The organism is Dysosmobacter sp. Sow4_B12, from assembly GCF_052116665.1.
Classification (GTDB): domain Bacteria; phylum Bacillota; class Clostridia; order Oscillospirales; family Oscillospiraceae; genus Oscillibacter.
The window spans coordinates 24,796-42,711 of the sequence record NZ_JBQKKR010000009.1 but is presented as its reverse complement, the minus strand read 5'-3'; the positions used below and the strand labels follow the sequence as shown (position 1 = coordinate 42,711).

20 protein-coding genes are annotated in these 17,916 nt (G+C 63.0%); 10 read left to right on the top strand and 10 right to left on the bottom strand.

Annotation, left to right across the window (positions count from 1 at the left end):
* The first annotated feature begins 7 nt into the window (after window positions 1–7).
* Window positions 8–1,018, top strand: coding sequence for an aldose epimerase family protein (locus ACTQ4R_RS09180; protein WP_441627954.1), 1,011 nt, complete (start codon window positions 8–10; stop codon window positions 1,016–1,018).
* A gap of 40 nt (window positions 1,019–1,058) precedes the next feature.
* Here ACTQ4R_RS09180 and ACTQ4R_RS09175 read toward each other — a convergent pair whose 3' ends face one another.
* From ACTQ4R_RS09175 to ACTQ4R_RS09165, 3 genes are all read right to left on the bottom strand, one after another.
* Window positions 1,059–2,030 (bottom strand): DUF4825 domain-containing protein, encoded by a 972-nt coding sequence (locus ACTQ4R_RS09175; RefSeq protein ID WP_441627952.1) that lies wholly within the window; start codon window positions 2,028–2,030, stop codon window positions 1,059–1,061.
* Entirely contained in the window at window positions 2,020–2,508 is a 489-nt protein-coding gene (locus ACTQ4R_RS09170) for an RNA polymerase sigma factor (RefSeq protein ID WP_441627950.1), read from the bottom strand. The genes ACTQ4R_RS09175 and ACTQ4R_RS09170 overlap by 11 nt, the downstream gene beginning before the upstream one ends.
* Before the next feature lie 91 nt (window positions 2,509–2,599).
* Window positions 2,600–3,256 (bottom strand): HAD family hydrolase, encoded by a 657-nt coding sequence (locus ACTQ4R_RS09165; RefSeq protein ID WP_441627948.1) that lies wholly within the window; start codon window positions 3,254–3,256, stop codon window positions 2,600–2,602.
* 93 nt (window positions 3,257–3,349) lie between these two features.
* On the opposite strand from ACTQ4R_RS09165, the gene thpR reads away from it, so the two are divergent.
* Entirely contained in the window at window positions 3,350–3,847 is a 498-nt protein-coding gene (gene thpR, locus ACTQ4R_RS09160; RefSeq protein WP_441627946.1) for an RNA 2',3'-cyclic phosphodiesterase, read from the top strand.
* Here thpR and ACTQ4R_RS09155 read toward each other — a convergent pair whose 3' ends face one another.
* The 3 genes from ACTQ4R_RS09155 to ACTQ4R_RS09145 all read right to left on the bottom strand — a co-directional run bounded on the left by ACTQ4R_RS09155 (window position 3,848) and on the right by ACTQ4R_RS09145 (window position 8,578).
* Window positions 3,848–4,615 (bottom strand): 3-hydroxybutyrate dehydrogenase, encoded by a 768-nt coding sequence (locus tag ACTQ4R_RS09155; RefSeq protein WP_441627944.1) that lies wholly within the window; start codon window positions 4,613–4,615, stop codon window positions 3,848–3,850.
* A 484-nt stretch (window positions 4,616–5,099) separates the two neighbouring features.
* Window positions 5,100–7,142: a methionine--tRNA ligase gene (gene metG / locus ACTQ4R_RS09150; RefSeq protein WP_441628039.1), complete on the bottom strand. Its 2,043-nt coding sequence runs from the start codon at window positions 7,140–7,142 to the stop codon at window positions 5,100–5,102.
* Between the two features lie 74 nt (window positions 7,143–7,216).
* Window positions 7,217–8,578 carry an MATE family efflux transporter gene (locus ACTQ4R_RS09145; RefSeq protein WP_441627942.1) on the bottom strand — a complete coding sequence of 454 codons (1,362 nt, stop codon included), beginning with the start codon at window positions 8,576–8,578 and terminating at the stop codon, window positions 7,217–7,219.
* A gap of 123 nt (window positions 8,579–8,701) precedes the next feature.
* Here ACTQ4R_RS09145 and ACTQ4R_RS09140 point away from each other — a divergent pair, with 123 nt between their 5' ends.
* Entirely contained in the window at window positions 8,702–9,457 is a 756-nt protein-coding gene (locus ACTQ4R_RS09140; RefSeq protein WP_441627940.1) for an exodeoxyribonuclease III, read from the top strand.
* A gap of 233 nt (window positions 9,458–9,690) precedes the next feature.
* Window positions 9,691–10,983, top strand: a complete 1,293-nt coding sequence (larA, locus tag ACTQ4R_RS09135; protein ID WP_441627938.1) for a nickel-dependent lactate racemase — start codon at window positions 9,691–9,693, stop codon at window positions 10,981–10,983.
* Window positions 10,984–11,031: 48 nt separating this feature from the next.
* Here larA and gpr read toward each other — a convergent pair whose 3' ends face one another.
* On the bottom strand, window positions 11,032–11,928 hold the full coding sequence (gene gpr, locus ACTQ4R_RS09130) for a GPR endopeptidase (RefSeq protein WP_441627936.1): 897 nt from the start codon (window positions 11,926–11,928) through the stop codon (window positions 11,032–11,034).
* A 187-nt stretch (window positions 11,929–12,115) separates the two neighbouring features.
* On the opposite strand from gpr, the gene rpsT reads away from it, so the two are divergent.
* From rpsT to ACTQ4R_RS09115, 3 genes are all read left to right on the top strand, one after another.
* On the top strand, window positions 12,116–12,379 hold the full coding sequence (rpsT, locus tag ACTQ4R_RS09125) for a 30S ribosomal protein S20 (protein WP_441627934.1): 264 nt from the start codon (window positions 12,116–12,118) through the stop codon (window positions 12,377–12,379).
* 223 nt (window positions 12,380–12,602) lie between these two features.
* Window positions 12,603–13,370 carry a TatD family hydrolase gene (locus tag ACTQ4R_RS09120; protein WP_441627932.1) on the top strand — a complete coding sequence of 256 codons (768 nt, stop codon included), beginning with the start codon at window positions 12,603–12,605 and terminating at the stop codon, window positions 13,368–13,370.
* Between the two features lie 6 nt (window positions 13,371–13,376).
* Window positions 13,377–14,000, top strand: coding sequence for a TatD family nuclease-associated radical SAM protein (locus tag ACTQ4R_RS09115; protein WP_441627930.1), 624 nt, complete (start codon window positions 13,377–13,379; stop codon window positions 13,998–14,000).
* A gap of 50 nt (window positions 14,001–14,050) precedes the next feature.
* Here the strand turns inward: ACTQ4R_RS09115 and ACTQ4R_RS09110 are convergent, their stop codons facing one another.
* The gene (locus tag ACTQ4R_RS09110) at window positions 14,051–14,449 is read right to left on the bottom strand and encodes a VOC family protein (RefSeq protein WP_441627928.1); all 399 of its coding nucleotides are present in this window, start codon (window positions 14,447–14,449) and stop codon (window positions 14,051–14,053) included.
* 18 nt (window positions 14,450–14,467) lie between these two features.
* On the bottom strand, window positions 14,468–15,220 hold the full coding sequence (locus tag ACTQ4R_RS09105) for a sulfite exporter TauE/SafE family protein (RefSeq protein ID WP_441627926.1): 753 nt from the start codon (window positions 15,218–15,220) through the stop codon (window positions 14,468–14,470).
* 226 nt (window positions 15,221–15,446) lie between these two features.
* Here ACTQ4R_RS09105 and rpsF point away from each other — a divergent pair, with 226 nt between their 5' ends.
* The 3 genes from rpsF to rpsR are packed head-to-tail and all read left to right on the top strand — an operon-like array spanning window position 15,447 to window position 16,505.
* Entirely contained in the window at window positions 15,447–15,743 is a 297-nt protein-coding gene (rpsF, locus tag ACTQ4R_RS09100; protein ID WP_441627924.1) for a 30S ribosomal protein S6, read from the top strand.
* Between the two features lie 15 nt (window positions 15,744–15,758).
* A complete protein-coding gene (locus ACTQ4R_RS09095) occupies window positions 15,759–16,229 on the top strand; it encodes a single-stranded DNA-binding protein (protein ID WP_441627922.1) in 471 nt (156 codons plus the stop codon).
* A gap of 24 nt (window positions 16,230–16,253) precedes the next feature.
* Window positions 16,254–16,505, top strand: coding sequence for a 30S ribosomal protein S18 (gene rpsR / locus ACTQ4R_RS09090; protein WP_091131927.1), 252 nt, complete (start codon window positions 16,254–16,256; stop codon window positions 16,503–16,505).
* 99 nt (window positions 16,506–16,604) lie between these two features.
* Here rpsR and spoIIP read toward each other — a convergent pair whose 3' ends face one another.
* Window positions 16,605–17,768 (bottom strand): stage II sporulation protein P, encoded by a 1,164-nt coding sequence (gene spoIIP, locus ACTQ4R_RS09085; protein ID WP_441627919.1) that lies wholly within the window; start codon window positions 17,766–17,768, stop codon window positions 16,605–16,607.
* Window positions 17,769–17,916: the final 148 nt, after the last annotated feature.

The following is a 17,916-nucleotide window of genomic DNA, read 5'->3' as shown; positions in this document are numbered from 1 at the left end:
CCGTCAAATGTATGAAGTGAGACCTTTCGGCACCCTGCGTGGCCAGGACGTGCCCCTCATCCGCCTGACTGACGGAAACTGCACCGTGGAGCTGCTGCCCTACGGCGCCGCCATCCGGGCCATTTGGGTGCCGGACCGGGAGGGCCGGGCCACGGACATCTGCCTGGGCTATGACACCCTGGAGGAGTACCGGGACCAGGACGCCTGCTTCGGCGGCACCATCGGCCGCTGCGCCAACCGCGTCGGCGGCGCCCGGTTCACCGTGGACGGCACGGAGTACCGCCTCACCGCCAACGAGGGGGCCAACACCCTCCACGGCGGGGCGGAGGGATTCCACAAAAAGCTGTGGCGCTATGCCTGCGGAGAAAACAGCGTCACCTTCACCCTGGACTCCCCCGACGGGGAGGAGGGCTTCCCCGGCGACCTCCACGCGGAGGTGACCTACACCCTGGAAAACGGCACCCTCACCATGGACTACCGGGCCAGGAGCAATAAAACCACCGTGGTGAATCTCACCAACCACGCCTACTATAACCTGGCGGGCCATAACGGCGGCCCGGTCCTCGACCACGGCCTCCGGGTGCGGGCGGAGCGCTATACCCCCGCCGGCGAGGGCAATGTGCCCACCGGTGAGATCGCGGACACGGCGGGCACGGCGCTGGACCTGCGGAAGGACACCTGGCTGGGAGAGCGGCTGGGAAGCGCGGAGCTGGCCGCCAGCCGGGGCTATGACCACAATTTTGTGCTGAGCGGCGCCCCGGCGGCTACCCTCTGGTGCCCCCGCACCGGCATCGCCCTGGACATGACCACCACCCTGCCGGGAATGCAGGTGTACACCGCCGGCTTTTTGACGCCCCGGAAGGGCAAGGGCGGCGCCGTCTACGGCCCGGCCCACGCCGTGTGCCTGGAGCCCCAGTTTTTCCCCGACGCCGTGCACCACGAAAGCTTCCCCTCTCCCCTCCTGCGGGCGGGGGAGGAATACCGGCAAAGCATTGCCTGTCGGTTCTATGTGAAATGAGAAGCTACCCGGAACAGAGCCATCTGTTCCGGGTAGTTTCTCATTGCATCAGCAGGCTGAGAAGCTGCTGCAGGTCCGCAGGCGTGGCGGCGTAGTCCTTCACGGGTCGGGGCAGGGCCGCGTCCGCCTCCGCCAAGGTCACGGTGCGTGTCCGGGCGGCGCCGTCCTGGGTCTGATACGTCCAGGAGACCTCCCCCAGATTGTCCACCAGGGCCAGCATCAGCGGGGCCAAATCGTGTTCCATGGTATCATCCAGCCAGACAGAGTCCTGCTCTGTGTAGACATTGGAAAACTCCAATGTCCAGCCATAGGGCTCGTGGGAGGTCTGAAGGCTGTTGAGGTACGGGCCGCATCCACTTTGAATATTCAAGGCCGCTGCCACCCGGTTCAAGGCGGAAATGTCACCCACATAGGGGGCTTTTGCTTCATATAGCCGGGCAGTGCCGTTCTCAATGACGACTCCGTTCTGCCAGACGACCAGTCCGCAGAGCCGGACCTCCGTCACGCCTTCCAGGGGGACTTCCACCGCGGCGCCGCCGTTGGGAAACAGCGGGGACACCAGTACGGACCGGGCGGAGATATTCGCAATGCTGCCGTCGGTGTCCACATGCCAGCCCCAATAAGCGGTGGCGGAAAGGGGCGTGGAAACGGACAGCCGAAGGATGCCGTCCTCCTCCACGGAATCCAGGACCACCAATTCCCCCTTTTGCGCCGGAGCTCCGATGATAAAGACCTTCGCCGCAAACGCCGCCGCCAGCAGCAAGACGGTACATACAATGGCCATCACCACCCGCCGCCCGCTTTTCCGCTTCACGGCCTTGAGGTAGTCCACTTCTTTTGCTGTCTGGGCTGCCTCCCCCTCCGGCACGGCCATGGCCTCCCGCAGCTTTGTGCATTCCGGGCACGCCGCCAGGTGGGCCTCCACCGCATGGTTGGTCTCCTCCGCCGTCAGTCCCTCCACAAAGGATGGCAGCAGGTCCCGCACCACAGCGCAGGTCAGGTCATTTTTCATCACAGGCACCTCCATCCCGCAGTTTTTCCTTGCCCCGGTAAAAGGTCACCCTCGCCCAGGTCTCCGTCTTTCCCAGCACGTCGCCGATCTCCCGAAAGCTCAGGCCCCCGAACACCCGCAGGTACACCACCTCCCGCCCTGGCTCCGGCAGGGCGTGGACCCGGCGCAAAAGGTCCAGGTGTCCCGCCCGGTCCAGGGCGTCGTCCTCCGCCGAGGGCAGGGGCGTGTCGATGCCCTCTTCCGGCATGGGCGCCTCGCGGCGGCGCTTTCGCAGGTGCTGGTACCACAGGTGCTTCGCGATCTGGCACAGCCACACGGACACCTTGCAGGACCCGTCGAACCGGCCGATGGAGCGGATGGCCTGGTAAAAGGTCTCCTGGGTCAGCTCCTCCGCCAGGTCCGCATCATGGCACTGGGCCAGGAGGAACTTGTAGACGGTCTGGGCGTGGCGGCGGTAAATGTCGTTCATATCGTCCATGGAAGCCCCTCCTTTCCCCTGTTATATCCCCTTGAGAAGCGGAACGTTACAGGGACCATGAAAAAAATGACGGGCAGGGCCCGTCATTTTTTTATTCCAGCGTTTCCGTTTCGAACATTTCCTCAAAGGAGCGGATATAATAATCGCAAATGCGGCGGATCTCCGCCTGCTCCGCCTCGGCGAAGGGGTCGTACACGCCGCACACCCGGAAGCCGGCGGTCTTGGCGGTCTGGATGGCGTGGAGGGCGTCCTCAAACACCACCGTGTCCCGCTTGGTGGAGCGCAGGCGGCGCATGGCCCGCTCGTAGATCTCCGGGCTCTCTTTCCCCTGGCCCACCTCCGAGCAGGTGAGCATCCCCCGGAAATAGCCGTCGATGCCGGCGTGGCGCAGGGCCGCCTCCGCCAGGTGGCGGTCCGTGGCGGTGGCCACGTACATCCACACGCCCTCCATTTTCAGAAGGGACAGGAATTTTTTCACGCCGGGCTTGGCCTCCACCCGGTTGCGGTAAAAATCCTCCACCTGGGCCTCGCACTCTGCCACAATGTCGTCCACGGACTCCGCAAGGCCGTATTCCGCCTTGCAGTAGGCGGCGCCCTGGCGCAGCGTCATGACCTTCAGCTTCTCCGGCAGGTCCGGCGCCGTCTGGATGCCCTTTCGCCGCAGCAGCCCCACGCCCAGGTCGTCCCAGATGAACATGGAGTCCAGCAGGGTGCCGTCCATATCAAAAATCGCGCTTTGCAGTCTCATGATCCAATCTCCCGCATTGAAAACATTGCAACCATTGTAGCACCATGTTAGGATCAGATACAACACCAGAAATGAAAAGAGGCGGAAAAAACCATGCGTTTGTTCGTTGCCATCCGGCCCTCCCCGGCGGTGCGGGACGTGCTGCTGGACGCGGAGGCGGCCCTCCGCCGCCAGGGGCGGGGCACCTTCACCCGGCCAGAGAACCTGCACCTGACCCTGGCCTTCCTGGGGGAGGCGGAAAGCGCGGCGCCGGCACAGGCGGCGCTGGAGGCGGCCTGTACCGGCGGGGCGGTCTCTTTGACCGTGGGCGGTCTGGGACATTTTGATGACATCTGGTGGGCGGGTGTCCGGGAGAATGCGCGCCTGGAGGCTTTGGCCCTGGGGGTGCAGGACGCCCTGCGGCAGGCGGGCTATCCCGTGGAGCGGCGGCCCTGGCGGCCCCACATCACCCTGGTGCGCCGGTGGCGGGGACCGGAGCCCCGCTTAACGGTGCCGGACACCACCATGTGGGTAGACCGGGTGTCCCTCATGCGCTCCGACCGGGTGGAGGGCAAACTGGTATATACGGAGGTCAGCGCCTTCCGGCTGTGATCACATCATGGCCCAGCCGTGGGTCAGCCGCAGGGACTGGCCCGTTAGGGCGCCCTGGTCCTTGGACAGGAACACCAGCGTGTTGGCCACGTCCTCCACGGTGGTGAACTGGCCGTCCACCGTGTCCCGCAGCATGATGTTCTTCACCACATCCTCCTCGCTGATGCCCAGGGAGGCGGCCTGCTCCGGGATCTGCTTTTCCACCAGGGGGGTCTTGATGAAGCTGGGGCAGATGGTGTAGGTATAGATGCCGTAGTCGGCGCCCTCCCGGGCGATGGACTTGGCAAGGCCCGCCACGCCGTGCTTGACGAAGTTGTAGGGCTCCTTCAGCTTGGAGCCCACAAAGGTCTGCACGGAGCCGGTGAATACGATGCGCCCGCCCTTGCCGGAGGCCTTCATGCGGCGGAAGGCCGCGCGGGACACCAGAAAGGCGCCGTCGGCGTGAATGGCCATCATCTTCTTCCAGTCGGCGAAGGGGTACTCATCAAAGGGGTGGACGATCTGGACGCCGGCGTTGGACATGACCAGGTCGCAGGAGCCGTAGGCCTCCACCATCTTGTCGAAGCCGGCCTCTACCTCCTCCTCGCTGGAAACGTCCATGTGGACGGCCATGGCGGAAAGGCCCTGGGCGGTCAGGCCCCGGACCAGCTCCTCAGCGGCGGCCAGGTTCACGTCGGCCACCACCACGCCGTAGCCCTCCCGGGCCATGCGGACGGCGCAGGCCTTGCCGATGCCGGAGGCGGCTCCGGTAATGAGTGCGGATTTCATATGCGATTCCTCCCATCAAAAATAGGGGACGGTGGTTTCCACCGTCCCCCGTTTGTTCTGTCAGCAGAGCTTCGCGCCGGCGGGGAAACAGGCGAAGCGCCGCCAGCGGCGGAAAAAGCGAGCCTGTTTCGAGGAAGCGGCACGATTGGCGGCCGCGAAAGCGGCCGGGAATCGTAAAGCCGCGACGGTGGGCACCGTTTTGCGGAGAATGGAGCCTGTCAGCAGAGCTTCGCGCCGGCGGGGAAACAGGCGAAGCGCCGCCAGCGGCGGAAAAAGCGAGCCTGTTTCGAGGAAGCTAACGAAGCGCTGCCTGTGGCAGAAAAAGCGAGTTAGCTTCGAGGAAGGACCCCGGTTGCTTAATACAAAGTATTAAGCGGCCGGCTGGTCCAACGGTGAGCAAGAGCGGCACGATTGGCGGCTGCGAAAGCGGCCGGGAATCGTAAAGCCGCGACGGTGGGCACCGTTTTGCGGAGAATGGAGCCTGTCAGCAGAGCTTCGCGCCGGCGGGGATGCAGTCATCCACCATGATGAGGTTCAGCTTCTCCTCGCCCTTTTCGGTGTGGACGGCGGAGATGAGCATGCCGTTGCTCTCGTGGCCCATCATCTTCCGGGGCGGCAGGTTCACGATGGCCACCAGGGTCTTGCCCACCAGGTCCTCGGGCTTGTACCACTTGGCGATGCCGGAGAGGATCTGCCGGTCCGTGCCGGTGCCGTCGTCCAGGGTGAAGCGCAGGAGCTTCTCGCTCTTTTTCACGTTCTCGCAGGCCTTTACCTTCACGGCCCGGAAGTCGGACTTGCAGAAGGTGTCGAAGTCCACCTTCTCCGTCAGCTGGGGCTCCAGCTCGATGGCGGGCAGAGCGGCCTTCTTGGCGGCCTCGGCGGCGGCTTCCAGCTCCTCCAGGGCCTTGTCCATGTCGATGCGGGGGAACAGGTTCTCGCCCTTGACGACGGCGGTGGTCTCGGGCAGGGTGCCCCACACCTTGGCGGAGTCCCAGGTCTGGGCCTCGGCGCCGGCGCCGATCTGGCGGAACAGCTTTTCCATGCTCTCGGGCATGAAGGGGATCAGCAGGATGCCGCACACGCGGGTGGCCTCCAGCAGGTTGTACAGCACATGGGCAAGGCGCTTGCCGTTGGCCTCCATATCCTTGGCCAGGGCCCAGGGCGCCGTCTCGTCGATATACTTGTTGGCCCGCTGAATGACCTTGAACACCTCGGCCAGGGCGTTGTGGGGAGCACAGGCCTCCATCTGGGTCTCGTAGGTGTCCCGCAGGGCGGAGACCATGGCGATGAGGTCCGTGTCAAAGTTCTCGGGGGCGTCCCAGGTCCTGCAGCCCTCGGGCAGCTGGCCGCCGAAGTACTTGCCCACCATGGCGGTGGTGCGGCTGACCAGGTTGCCCAGGTCGTTGGCAAGGTCGGTGTTGATGGTCTGGATCAGCAGCTCGTTGGAGAAGTTGCCGTCGGAGCCGAAGGGGAACGTCCGCATGAGGAAGAACCGCAGGGCGTCCACGCCGAACTTCTCCGCCAGAATATAGGGGTCCACCACGTTGCCCTTGGACTTGGACATCTTGCCGCCGTCCAGCAGCAGCCAGCCGTGGCCGAACACGTGCTTGGGCAGGGGCTCGCCCACGCTCATGAGCATGGCGGGCCAGATGATGGAGTGAAACCGGACGATCTCCTTGCCCACGAAGTGGTAATCGGCGGGCCAGTAGTGGTCATAGTCGCCGTAGGCGTCGTTGAGGTAGCCCATGGCGGTGGCGTAGTTGAACAGGGCGTCCACCCACACATAGACCACGTGGCCCGGGTCAAAGTCCACAGGCACGCCCCAGGTGAAGCTGGTGCGGGAAACGCACAGGTCCTCCAGGCCGGGGTCGATGAAGTTTTTCACCATCTCATTGACGCGGCTGCGGGGCTGGAGGAAGTCGGTGTTTTCCAGCAGGTCCCGGATGCGGTCGGCGTACTTGCTCAGCCGGAAGAAGTAGGCCTCCTCCTCCGCGTCCACCACGGGGCGGCCGCAGTCGGGGCAGCAGCCGTCCACCAGCTGGCTCTCCGTCCAGAAGGACTCGCAGGGGGTGCAGTACTTGCCCTTGTAGGCGCCCTTGTAGATGTCGCCGTTGTCGTACATCTTCTTGAAGATCCGCTGAACGGCGGCCACATGGTAATCGTCGGTGGTGCGGATGAAGCGGTCGTTGGAGATGTTCATCAGCTTCCACAGGTCCTTGACGCCCTGGGGACCCTCCACGATGCGGTCCACGAACTCCTTGGGGGAGACGCCGGCCTCGTTGGCCTTCTGCTCGATCTTCTGGCCGTGCTCGTCGGTGCCGGTGAGGAACATGACGTCATAACCCGCCAGGCGCTTGTACCGGGCCATGGCGTCGGTGGCCACGGTGCAGTAGGTGTGGCCGATGTGCAGCTTGTCGGAGGGGTAGTAGATGGGCGTGGTGATATAGAACTTTTTCTTTTCCATGGTTTTCTCCTTTTTATCGGCCGCTCCGAATGGAAGAGGGCCGGGATTTACACAGTTTCTTATTATATCGAATGTTTTGGGAAATTACAACATTCCGGCGGGATTTTCCCCTTGAAAACAGGGCGTTTCCCGGGAACTCACCCCCCGTCCGCCAGGCTTCCCTTCCGCTTCCAGCGGCCGGAGAGGTAGTAGGCCACCGACAGCGTGAAGCCCACGGTCCAGCCCACGCCCACGCCGTAGTACATGTAGTCCGGACCGTAGTGGTCGGCGAACCAATACACGGCGGGCACCCGCACCAAAATGAGGGAGAAGATCACGTCCAGCATGGGGAACAGGCTGTCCCCCGCGCCCCGCATGGCGTTATTGAGGCAGAACATGACGGAGAACAGGAAGTAAAAGGGCATGATGCACTTGAGATACACCGCTCCCGACCGGATGACGGCGGGCGTGCGGGAGAAAAAGCCCACCAGCGCCGGCCCCAGGGGGATGAGCACCAGCATGACGGCGGACCAGACCACGGAGGCGATGACCGTCACGCGGATGCCCTGGCGGACCCGGTCCGGCCGTTTGGCGCCGGTGTTCTGGCCCACGAAGGACGTGACGGCGTTGGAGAGGCTCTGCACCGGCAAAAAGGCCAGGGAGTCCAGCTTCGAGCCCACGTTGTAGGCGGCGGCGAACTCCTTGCCGTAGGAGTTGATCTTGCTCATGACCGCCATGGCTCCCAGGGCCACCAAAGACATCTGGATGCCTGCCGGCAGGCCGATGCCCATGATCTGGCGGAACAGCTCCCTGTCAAAGCGGCGGCAGAAGGGGCGGATGGCGATGGCGGGATAGCGGCGGTTGATGTAGGCCAGGCCGAACAGCCAGGAAAACCCCTGGGCGATGATGGTGCCCAGTGCCGCGCCCAGCACGCCCATGCCGCAGCCCAGCACGAACACCAGGTCCAGCACGATGTTCAAGCCCGAGGCGATGGCCAGAAACAGCAGCGTGGTGCGGCTGTTGCCAAGGCCCCCCAGGATGCCGGCGTTGAGGTTGTAGCCGATGGAGCCCATGAGCCCCGCGCTCACCACCGCCAGGTACAGCCACGCCTCCGCCCAGGCGTCAGAGCGCACCTGCATCAAAAGCAGCACCGGCTTCACCAGCCCCAGGGCCAGCAGCGTGACGGGGACGGCGGAGACCATGAAGGCGGTGTAAACGGTGTCCACCGCGTCCCGGACCCGGTCCATTTGGCCGGCGCCGTAAAACTGGGCGATGACCACGGTGCCGCCGCTGGAAAGGCCCATGAACAGTGACGTGAACATGAAGATGACGGGAAACCCCACGCCCACCGCCGCCAGGGCGGCATCCCCCGCGTAATTGCCCACCACCCAGCTGTCCACCATGTTGTACAGCTGCTGGAGAAAGCTGCCCAGCAGCAGCGGCAGGGCAAAGTAAAAAATGTGCCCGGCGGGAGAGCCCTCGGTCATGTTCCGCAGGCCGCCGGCGTTTTCTTCGCGCATTTGACAACACCCTTTGCTGATTGGTATGACTACTGTACCCCATTTTTCCCTGTAGGGCAATTGTTTTTTCGCCGCATATCCGTTACAATGTGGAAAACGGAGCAAGCAAAGGAGAAATGCGCCATGAAACTGGTATCCTGGAACGTCAACGGCCTCCGGGCCTGCCTGGGGAAGGGCTTTTTGGACTTCTGCGCCTTCGCCGACGCCGACGTCATCTGCCTGCAGGAGACGAAGATGCGCCCGGAGCAGGCTGCGTTCGACCTGCCGGGCTACAAGCGCTTTTGGAACAGCGCCGACAAGGCCGGCTACTCCGGCACCGCCATCTTCACGAAGGCGGAGCCGCTGTCGGTGACCTATGACTTCGGCATCGATGAGCACCGCCACGAGGGCCGGGTCATCACGGCGGAGTACCCGGAGTTTTACCTGGTGTGCTGCTACACCCCCAATTCCAAGGACCAGCTGGCCCGCTTGGACTACCGCATGGCCTGGGAGGACGACATCCGGGAGTATCTTCTGGAGCTGGACGGGAAAAAGCCCGTGGTGTACTGTGGGGACCTGAACGTGGCCCACGAGGAGATCGACATCAAAAATCCGAAAAGCAACCGCATGAATCCCGGCTTTTCCGACCAGGAGCGGGCCAAGATGACCCAGCTTTTATCCAGCGGCTTTGTGGATACCTTCCGCTATCTCTATCCCGACAAGACCGGCGCCTACTCCTGGTGGAGCTACCGCTTCAACGCCCGGAAGAACAACGCCGGATGGCGCATCGACTATTTCATCGTGTCGGAACGGCTGAAGGACAAGATCAAAAACGCCGACATCTGGAGCGAGGTGATGGGCTCCGACCACTGTCCCGTGGTGCTGGAGCTGGAGCTGTAAAGGCGCCTGCGGAAAAGGCTGGCGCCTGCGGTCCACATTGAAACGGCCAGCGGAAAAACGGCCGGCGGAGCGAATGTCCGACTCCCAGAGAAAACTTCGGAAATAAATGCGGCAGCCATGCAATTTTCGGCGAAATCGCCGAGGAAAAATTCCTTTCGCCGTCGTATAATAGGGGGCGAAATCTCAGGCCCCGGAGCGGTGCCCCGGGCCTTTGCGAAAGGAATGGTTCAAGCATGGCAGAAGCAATGAAATATGGCCGGGAGGAGTTTGAGGTAAAGCTGCCGCCTGAGTTGATCGCGGCGGAGCTGGAGCCCAACCATGTAGACCTGCCCCAGCGGACTGTGGCGGAGCACATCCACTACGCCCTGGAGCATCCCATCGACTCCAAACCGCTGAAAGAGTTGGTAAAGCCGGGGGAGACGGTGTGCATCATTATCTCTGATGTGACCCGCCGCTGGCAGTCTCCCGAGACCTACATCCCCATTCTGGTGGAGGAGCTGGAGGCCGCCGGTATCCGGGATGAGGACATGCTCATCATCTCCGCCACCGGCACCCACCGCTGCCAGACGAAGGAGGAGCACATCGGCCTGGTGACAAAGGCGGTTTACGACCGCATTCACCTGGTGGATCACCAGTGCACGGATGAGGCAAACCTCAAGTATGTGGGCACCACCACCCGGGGGACCCCTGTGTGGCTGGACAAGCGTGCCCTGGAGTGCGACCATATCATCCTTACCGGCGGTGTGGTGTACCATTTCATGGCGGGCTTCGGCGGCGGCCGCAAGAGCATCCTGCCGGGCATCGCCGGCCGGGAGACCATCATGAAAAACCATAACCTGGCCCTGAATCCCGGTCTCGGCGCAGGGGCCAACCCGGAGGTCCGCAGCGCCAACCTCTCCGACAGCAACCCCGTCCACGCCGACATGATGGAAGCCTGCGCCATGGCAAAGCCCACCTTCCTGATCAATGTGGTGGTGAACGACGACCAGAAGATCATCAGCGCTTTTGCCGGTAACTGGATCACCGCCCACCAGGCGGCCTGTGACCTGGTGAACCGGATGTACGGCGTCCGTGTCCGGGAAAAGACTCCGCTGGTCATTGCCAGCGCCGGCGGCTATCCCAAGGACTTGAATTTCTACCAGACCATCAAGACCCTGTGCAACGCCCTGGTGGTGGCAGAGGACGGCGGCACCATCATCCTGGTGACCAAGTCCGAGGAGGGCTTCGGCAGCGACGATACGGAAAAGCAGATCGCCGGCTATGCCACCATGCTGGAGCGGGAGAAGGCGCTGCGGACGGACTTCTCCATCGGCGCCTTCATCGGTTACCTGTTTGCCGAGAGCGGTGAAAAGCACCGCATGATCGCCGTGACGGACATCCCGCAGGAGGCCTTCGGCACCGCAAAGATCCATGCCGTCAAGACGTTGGACGAGGCGCTGGCACTTGCCCGGCAGCTCAACGGCGGCAAGGACCTGCGGACCACCCTTCTGCCCCACGGCGCCAATACCCTGCCTGTTTTGGAGTGACTGTAAAAGACGGAGCCCGGAGAGTATTCTCCGGGCTTCGGTGTGTTTTCAGCTCAAAAGGGCGTTCATTTCATCGATGTCCAGGTCCTGGAGGGCCCAGTTGATGCCGTAGCCGATGACCTTTCCCAGGTCCCGCACCTGCTGGTCGATGTCCCGGGGGGTGACCATCAGATTCTGGCGGGAGGCCCGGAGCTTTTCTTCGTCGTAGTCCGTGACGCCGGTCTCCTCCAAGAGGTCCGCCGCCAAGGTGGCGCTGTCCACCACCGTGGGCACGCCGATGGCAATGACCGGGACTCCCAGGGTCTCGGCGTTCAAGGGGTGGCGGTGGTTCCCCACGCCGGAGCCGGGGATGATGCCGGTGTCGGAGAGCTGCACCGCGGCGCACACCCGCCCCACCCGCCGGGAGGCCAGGGCGTCCACGGCGATGACGCAGGCGGGCTTCACCTCCGATGCAAGGCCCCGCACCGCCTCAGCGGACTCCACGCCGGTGGTGCCCAGCACGCCGGAGCGCAGCACGCTGACGGGCCGGAAGCCGGAAAACTGCCGGGGCATGGCGGAGATGAGGTGCCGGGTCACCAGCACATGGTCCGCCGTCAGGGGGCCCACGGCGTCGGGGGTCATGGCCCGGTTCCCCAGGCCCACCACCAGCACCGGCCCCTCCGTGGGCAGCAGCTCCTTCAGCGGCGTGCCCACCGCCCGCACCGCCCGCTGGAAAAAGTCGGATTTTCGCTGCCAGAAGGTGGTGAGGTCCACGGTGAGATAGCTGCCCCGAGGCTTGCCCAGGGCCTCCTCCCCCCTTCTGTCCAGAATGTCCACCCGGGTGACGGGATAGCCCTCCTGCTTCCGCTTTACAGCCTTCACGCCGGTCAGACGGGTGGTTTTTCCGGCGGATTCCTGCCAGAGCTCCCGGGCCTCCAGGGCCAGGTCTGTTCGTTTTGCAAACAAAAGCGCCGCCTCCCAACACAAAATCTTGTGGTACTTGCCCTAGGATTTGCGGATTGAAACACAATATACGAAAAATCACAAAAATTGCAAAAAAACACTTGCTTTTTGGGAAGTTCCCTGTTAAAATATCATTCTGCACGGTGGAAATTTGTTTCGCCGGGTGAATTTGCCTAAGGAGGTGTTTGGTTTGCCGAATATTAAGTCTGCCAAGAAGCGCGTTCTGATCGGTGAAGTGAGAAACGCACGCAACAAGGCCGCGAAATCCGAGCTGAAGACCGCCATCAAGAAGTTCGAGGTTGCTGCCGCAGAAGGCAATCGCACCGAGGCCGATGGCGCTTACAAGGTTGCAGTGAAGAAAGTCGACCAGGCTGTTGCCAAGGGCGTTCTGCACAAGAACACGGCCGCTCATCGCAAGAGCGCCATGACCCTGAAGCTGAACCAGATCGGCTGATCGTGCTGAAATAGAAAGGACATCCGGTGGGATGTCCTTTTTCTTTTTGCCTGCCATGATTTTGATTTTGGTTGGATAACGGGAAGGAAGATAGTTACGAAAGAAACCCAGGAGGGGTGTCTTTCTTTTTTGCCTGGCCCCCTGGAAAATTCATATTCTGGCCCTTTTTATTTTGTCAAACTGTGTTAGAATAGCCATACCAGAAAAGCAAAGAGGTGTTCCCATGCCTATTTTTGATACCCATGCCCACTATGATTCCGGCGGCTTCAACGCCGACCGGGACGCGGTGCTCGCCGCCCTCCCCGCCGCCGGGGTGGGGCTGGTGGTGGACCCGGGCTGCGACGTGGAGAGCAGCTGCGCCGCCGTGGCCCTGGCGGAGCGTTACCCACACGTGTACGCCGCCGTGGGCATCCACCCGGAGGACTGTGCCGGCTGCACCGACGGGGACTTCGACGCCGTCCGGGCGCTGTGCGGGCACAACAAGGTGGTTGCCATCGGCGAGGTCGGCCTGGACTACTACTGGGCGGAAAATCCCCCCAGAGAGTTCCAGCAGCAGGTGTTCCGCCGCCAGCTGGCCCTGGCGGAGGAGTTGGGCCTGCCGGTCATCGTCCACGACCGGGAGGCCCATGGGGACAGCCTGGCCATCGTGTTGGAGTACCCCAGGGTCCGGGGCGTGTTCCACTGCTTTTCCGGAAGCCCGGAAATGGCGGCGGAGCTTTTGAAGCGTGGCTGGTATCTGGGCTTCGACGGGCCTATCACTTATAAAAACGCCAAGCGGGCCCCGGAGGTGGCGGCCATCACGCCCCTGGACCGCATCGTCGTGGAGACAGACGCCCCCTACCTGACTCCGGTCCCCTTCCGGGGCAAGCGGAACGACAGCCGGTATCTGCCCTACGTCATTGAAAAACTGGCGGAGTGGAAGGGCGTCACGGCGGAGGAAATGACGGACATTACCTGGGAAAACGGAAAACGATTGTTTGGATTGGAGTGAACCACCATGGAAAAAGGCTTTACGATCACGTATGAATACGGGGACAACCTGTATGTGAACCCCACCAACCGCTGCAACTTCAACTGCGAGTTCTGCCTGCGGCACAACCAGAGCTCCGGCGGCAGCATCTATACCCACAATCTCTGGCTGAAGCGGGAGCCCACCAAGGAGGAGATTTTGGCCTCCATCGAGAGCCACGACCTCACCAAATACCGCCAGCTGGTGTTCGTGGGCTTCGGCGAGCCCACCTACCGCTTTGACGACATCTGCTGGGTGGTGGACCGGATGAAGGAGCACGGCACCAAGATCTACACCCGCATGGACACCAACGGCACCGGCAGCGTCGTCAACGGCCGGGACATCACCCCGGAATTCGCCGGGCGGTTCGACATGGTGTCCATCTCCCTGAACACCGACACGGCGGAGAAGTACGACGCGCTGTGCCACCCCAACTTCTCCGGAGCCTACGAGGCCATGAAGGCCTTCGCCAAGGAGCTGCGGCAGTATGTGCCCACCGTCATGATGACGGTGGTGGACACCATCCCCAAGGAGGAGATCGAAAACTGCCGCCGCATCTGCGAGGACGAGGTGGGCGCCGTCTACCGGGTGCGGGAGTACATCGCGGACTGAAACAAGCGAAAAAACACCACCGGACCACTTGTCCGGTGGTGTTTTCATACTCACAGCATCCGCAAAAGCTCGATCTGCTCGCCGGAGGGGCCGGTGAAGAACCAGTTCTCCAGCCCGCCGAAGAGGTTGGGCAGGACCGTTTTCTCCGGCTTCATAAAAGTATCCACCCCGGCGGCCCGGATGGCGGCGGCCGCCGCGTCCACGTCCCGCACGTACACGGCGAAGTGGGGGATGTTGCCCTCTGTCATGGGAGCGGGGGTGGGAGACTGGATGAGCTCCAGCACGAAACCGCCGAATTCCATGAGGGCCAGCAGCTTGTCCCCGTCGGGGGTGGGGATGGCGTCCCGCTGGCGCAGGGTGCCGCCGATCTTCTCGTAGAAGGCGATGCTTTCGGCCATGTCCCGGGTGTGGATGGCGATGTGGCCCAGGCCCTGGTACAGTTCTTTCATGGGTGAGTCCTCCTTCGTTTATGTATGGAACACGATGGATTTGATGATGATGCTGACGCCGCCCAGCAAAAACAGGGCGATGGCGCCCTTTTGCAGCCGTTCTTCCCGCATCCGGGGACCCAGGGCCCCGGCAAGGGCCATGGCAAGGGCCGCCGCCGGCACGGACGCCGCGCCGAACAGCAGAACCTCCCGGGTGATGAGGCCGCTGGAGATGTAGATGCCCAGGCGGAACAGGTTCTCCCCCAGGAACAAAAAGCAGATGCTGCCCTTGAACTCCTGGTAGTCCTTAGCAGTCCGCTGGAGATAGGCGGTGAGGAACATGTTGATGCCGAACAGGCCCGCGCACATGCCGGAAAACACCGCCACCACATAGCGCATCCAGGGCGTGTCCCGCCCGGGGCGGAGGGGACGGAGGCTGCGGGTGGCCATCTCCAGCCCCAGCAGCACCACAACAACGCCCAGCACGGTCTTCAGGACCCACGGCAGGGAAAAGCGCAGCAGCAGCGTGCCGGGCACGACGCCGCACATGTTGGCCAGCAGCAGCGGCAGCACCCGGCGCCAGTCGAAGCTGCGGCGGTTTTTCCAGGTGATGTAGCCGTTGATGGGGCAGTCCATGAGGAGGGTGCCCGGGGTGATGAGCACATTGTCCAGCCGCATGGACAGGATGGGGGCGGAGATTAGGGGGTTGCCGAAGCCGATGAGACCCTTGACAGTGTAGGCCAGCAGCTGGGCGGTGAAAATGAACAAAACGGTTTTCCAGGTAAAGACCATGGGAGTGCGCTTCCTCTCTTCCGGCGTACGGCCGGCGTTGCTATTTATACCATATACCACATCCTGCGGAAAAAGGAAAGGTTTTTTCGTGAAAGCCGGGAAAAACAGGGAAAAATGTGCTTGACATTTGCGGACCTTCCTGTATAATAATATAGCTTGCAGTCTGCAGGCATATCCTTGCTCTCATCTTTGAATGAGGGCCATTTGTCCAAAAGGAGGTGCAAACATGGCAAAGGTTACTGCCAATTATGAGGTCGTCTACATTGTCGACCCTGCACAGGGTGAGGAGGGCATTGCCTCTATCGTGGCAAGCTTCAAGGCCCTGGCTGAGCAGAATGGTTCCGCCGTTGAGGTGGAAGAGTGGGGTACCCGCAAGCTGGCCTATCCCATCAACTACAAGAACGATGGCTACTACGTGCTGATGAGCTTCAACAGCGAGCCTTCCTTCCCCCGCGAGCTGGATCGTAAGCTGCGCATCAACGATGGCATCATGCGTTCCCTGATCGTCTGCAAGGGCGAGTAAGGAGGCCTTGGGAGAATGCTCAACAAGGTTATCATCATGGGTCGTCTGGTCAAGGACCCGGAACTGCGCCGCACCCAGTCCGGCACGGCGGTCACGTCCTTCCGCATCGCGGTGGACCGTGACTTCAAGAGCCAGGACGGTACGAAGCAGGCGGACTTCTTCGATGTGGTCGCCTGGCGCAGCACCGCGGAATTTGTCAGCAAGTACTTCGCCAAGGGCCGCATGGCCGTGGTGGAGGGTCGGCTGCAGACCCGGGACTGGACGGACCGGGAGGGCGGCAAGCGCGTCGCCACCGAGATCGTTGCCGACAACATCTATTTCGGCGACTCCAAGCGGGACGGCGCCGGCGAGTACGGCGGAGCGCCCGCGTACGGTGCGCCCTCTTACAGCGCGCCCATGGGCGGCGGCCGAGGCGCCGCGGCTCCCATGGACAGCCATTCCGATTTCGCCGAGATCGGCGAGGAGGACGGCGAACTGCCGTTCTGATCTTAATAAAGGAGGAACCATTTCATGGCTTTTGATCGTGAAGCGAGACCCGCTCGTCCCATGCGCGGCAAGCGCCGCAAGGTTTGCCAGTTCTGCGCTGACAAGTGCGAGTCCATCGATTACAAGGACGCCGCCAAGCTGCGTCGTTTTGTCTCTGAGCGTTCCAAGATTCTGCCCCGCAGAACCACCGGCACCTGCGCCATGCATCAGCGTCAGCTGACCGAGGCCATCAAGCGTGCCCGTCAGATCGCTCTGCTGCCCTACGTCACCGACTAAAAGCAGCTGCTCATGCTTGAAACAGCCTGTCCAAAAGGACGGGCTGTTTTTTGTTGCCGAAAAGCCGCCTGCGCTGAAACGCAGACGGCTTTTTCACAGCTATTTGCTGCGGCTCTCCAGTACCTGCGCCATCCGCTCCGCAAAGAGCCGGGCCGCCAGGGCGGCCTCCTCCGGGGAGTTGCCGGCGGCGCCCACCTCCAAAAGCAGGCTGCCGGCGGTGGCGTGCTGGTTGTAGCGGGAGTTGCGCAGCAGGATGGGCCTCATGAGGGTGGGATATTCCGTGAGCAGGTCCTCCTGCAGCGCCGCCGCCAGTTTTAGGTTCTCCATCCAGTTGGGGTGGGTGAGGCCGCTGCCGTCGCTGCCCACCACCAGGGTCATCTGGGCGGCGGTGCCCTCCCCCTCCACGGCGGAGACCACCTTGTACTCGTTGCCCTGGCCGTCCTCGATGGCGTCCCGGTGGACGTCCAGAATGAAGTGGATGGAGGGATACTGGGCCAGGTAGCTGTGAATGGCCGCGAGAGAGCGGTCGTAGGCTCCGGAATAGGAGGGATAGTCGTACAGTGTCCGGTCGTGGAGGACGGAGATGCCCGCCTGGCTCAACGTGTCCGCGATGACGTCCCCCACCCGCACCACGTTGTAGCGGGCGTCGGTGGTGCGGTGGTCCCCGGACCAGACGACGCCGCTGCCGTCGGCGGGGGTGTAGGCCTCGCTGCCGTGGGTGTGGAGGATGAGGACCTGGGGGCCGGGGTCTCCGGTGAGCTCCGCCGAGAAGGGCTCCGCCAGGGCCGTGACATCCACGGCATGATCGGTGGAATTGCTGATGTACACCCGGCCGGACACGGTGTAGCCGGAGGGGTCCGTGGGCACCAGGGTCCGGGCGGCCACGCCGTTGTCCGGGGCGTCCGGCGCCGCCAGGGGCGTCTCCTCCACCGGCACGGTCTCCTGGGGCGGTTCGCTGTCGGCAGCGGGTTCTTCCGGCGCTCCCTGCTCCGTGGACCAAAGCTCCGCCACGGCGGGCCGGGCCGCCAGCAGCAAGGGCGATTCCCCGATGGTCATGACCGCCGCCGGGGACAGGCTGTCCGCCGGGCGCAGGTCCCCCAGCTCCCAGCGCAGCGCCTCCACCGGCGCGGCTTCCCGCAGGGCCTGCCACGCGCCGGCCGCCGTGTCGCTGCCGGCGGTGACGGCCACGGCCCACACCACTCCCGCCGCCAGGGCCGCCGCCTCCAGCCGCCGCAGGATGTCCCGCAGCGCCGCTGACTTCATGGGCCTCACCTCCTGGGACAACCTATGCGCCGGAGGTGGAAAATATGCCGCCCCGGCTTGCGCCCACAGCGGCAAGCAGGATAAAAAATGCGGAAAACCTTGCGCATATTTATGGTTTTTTGCGGATATGGGCAAAAACCGTTGCAAA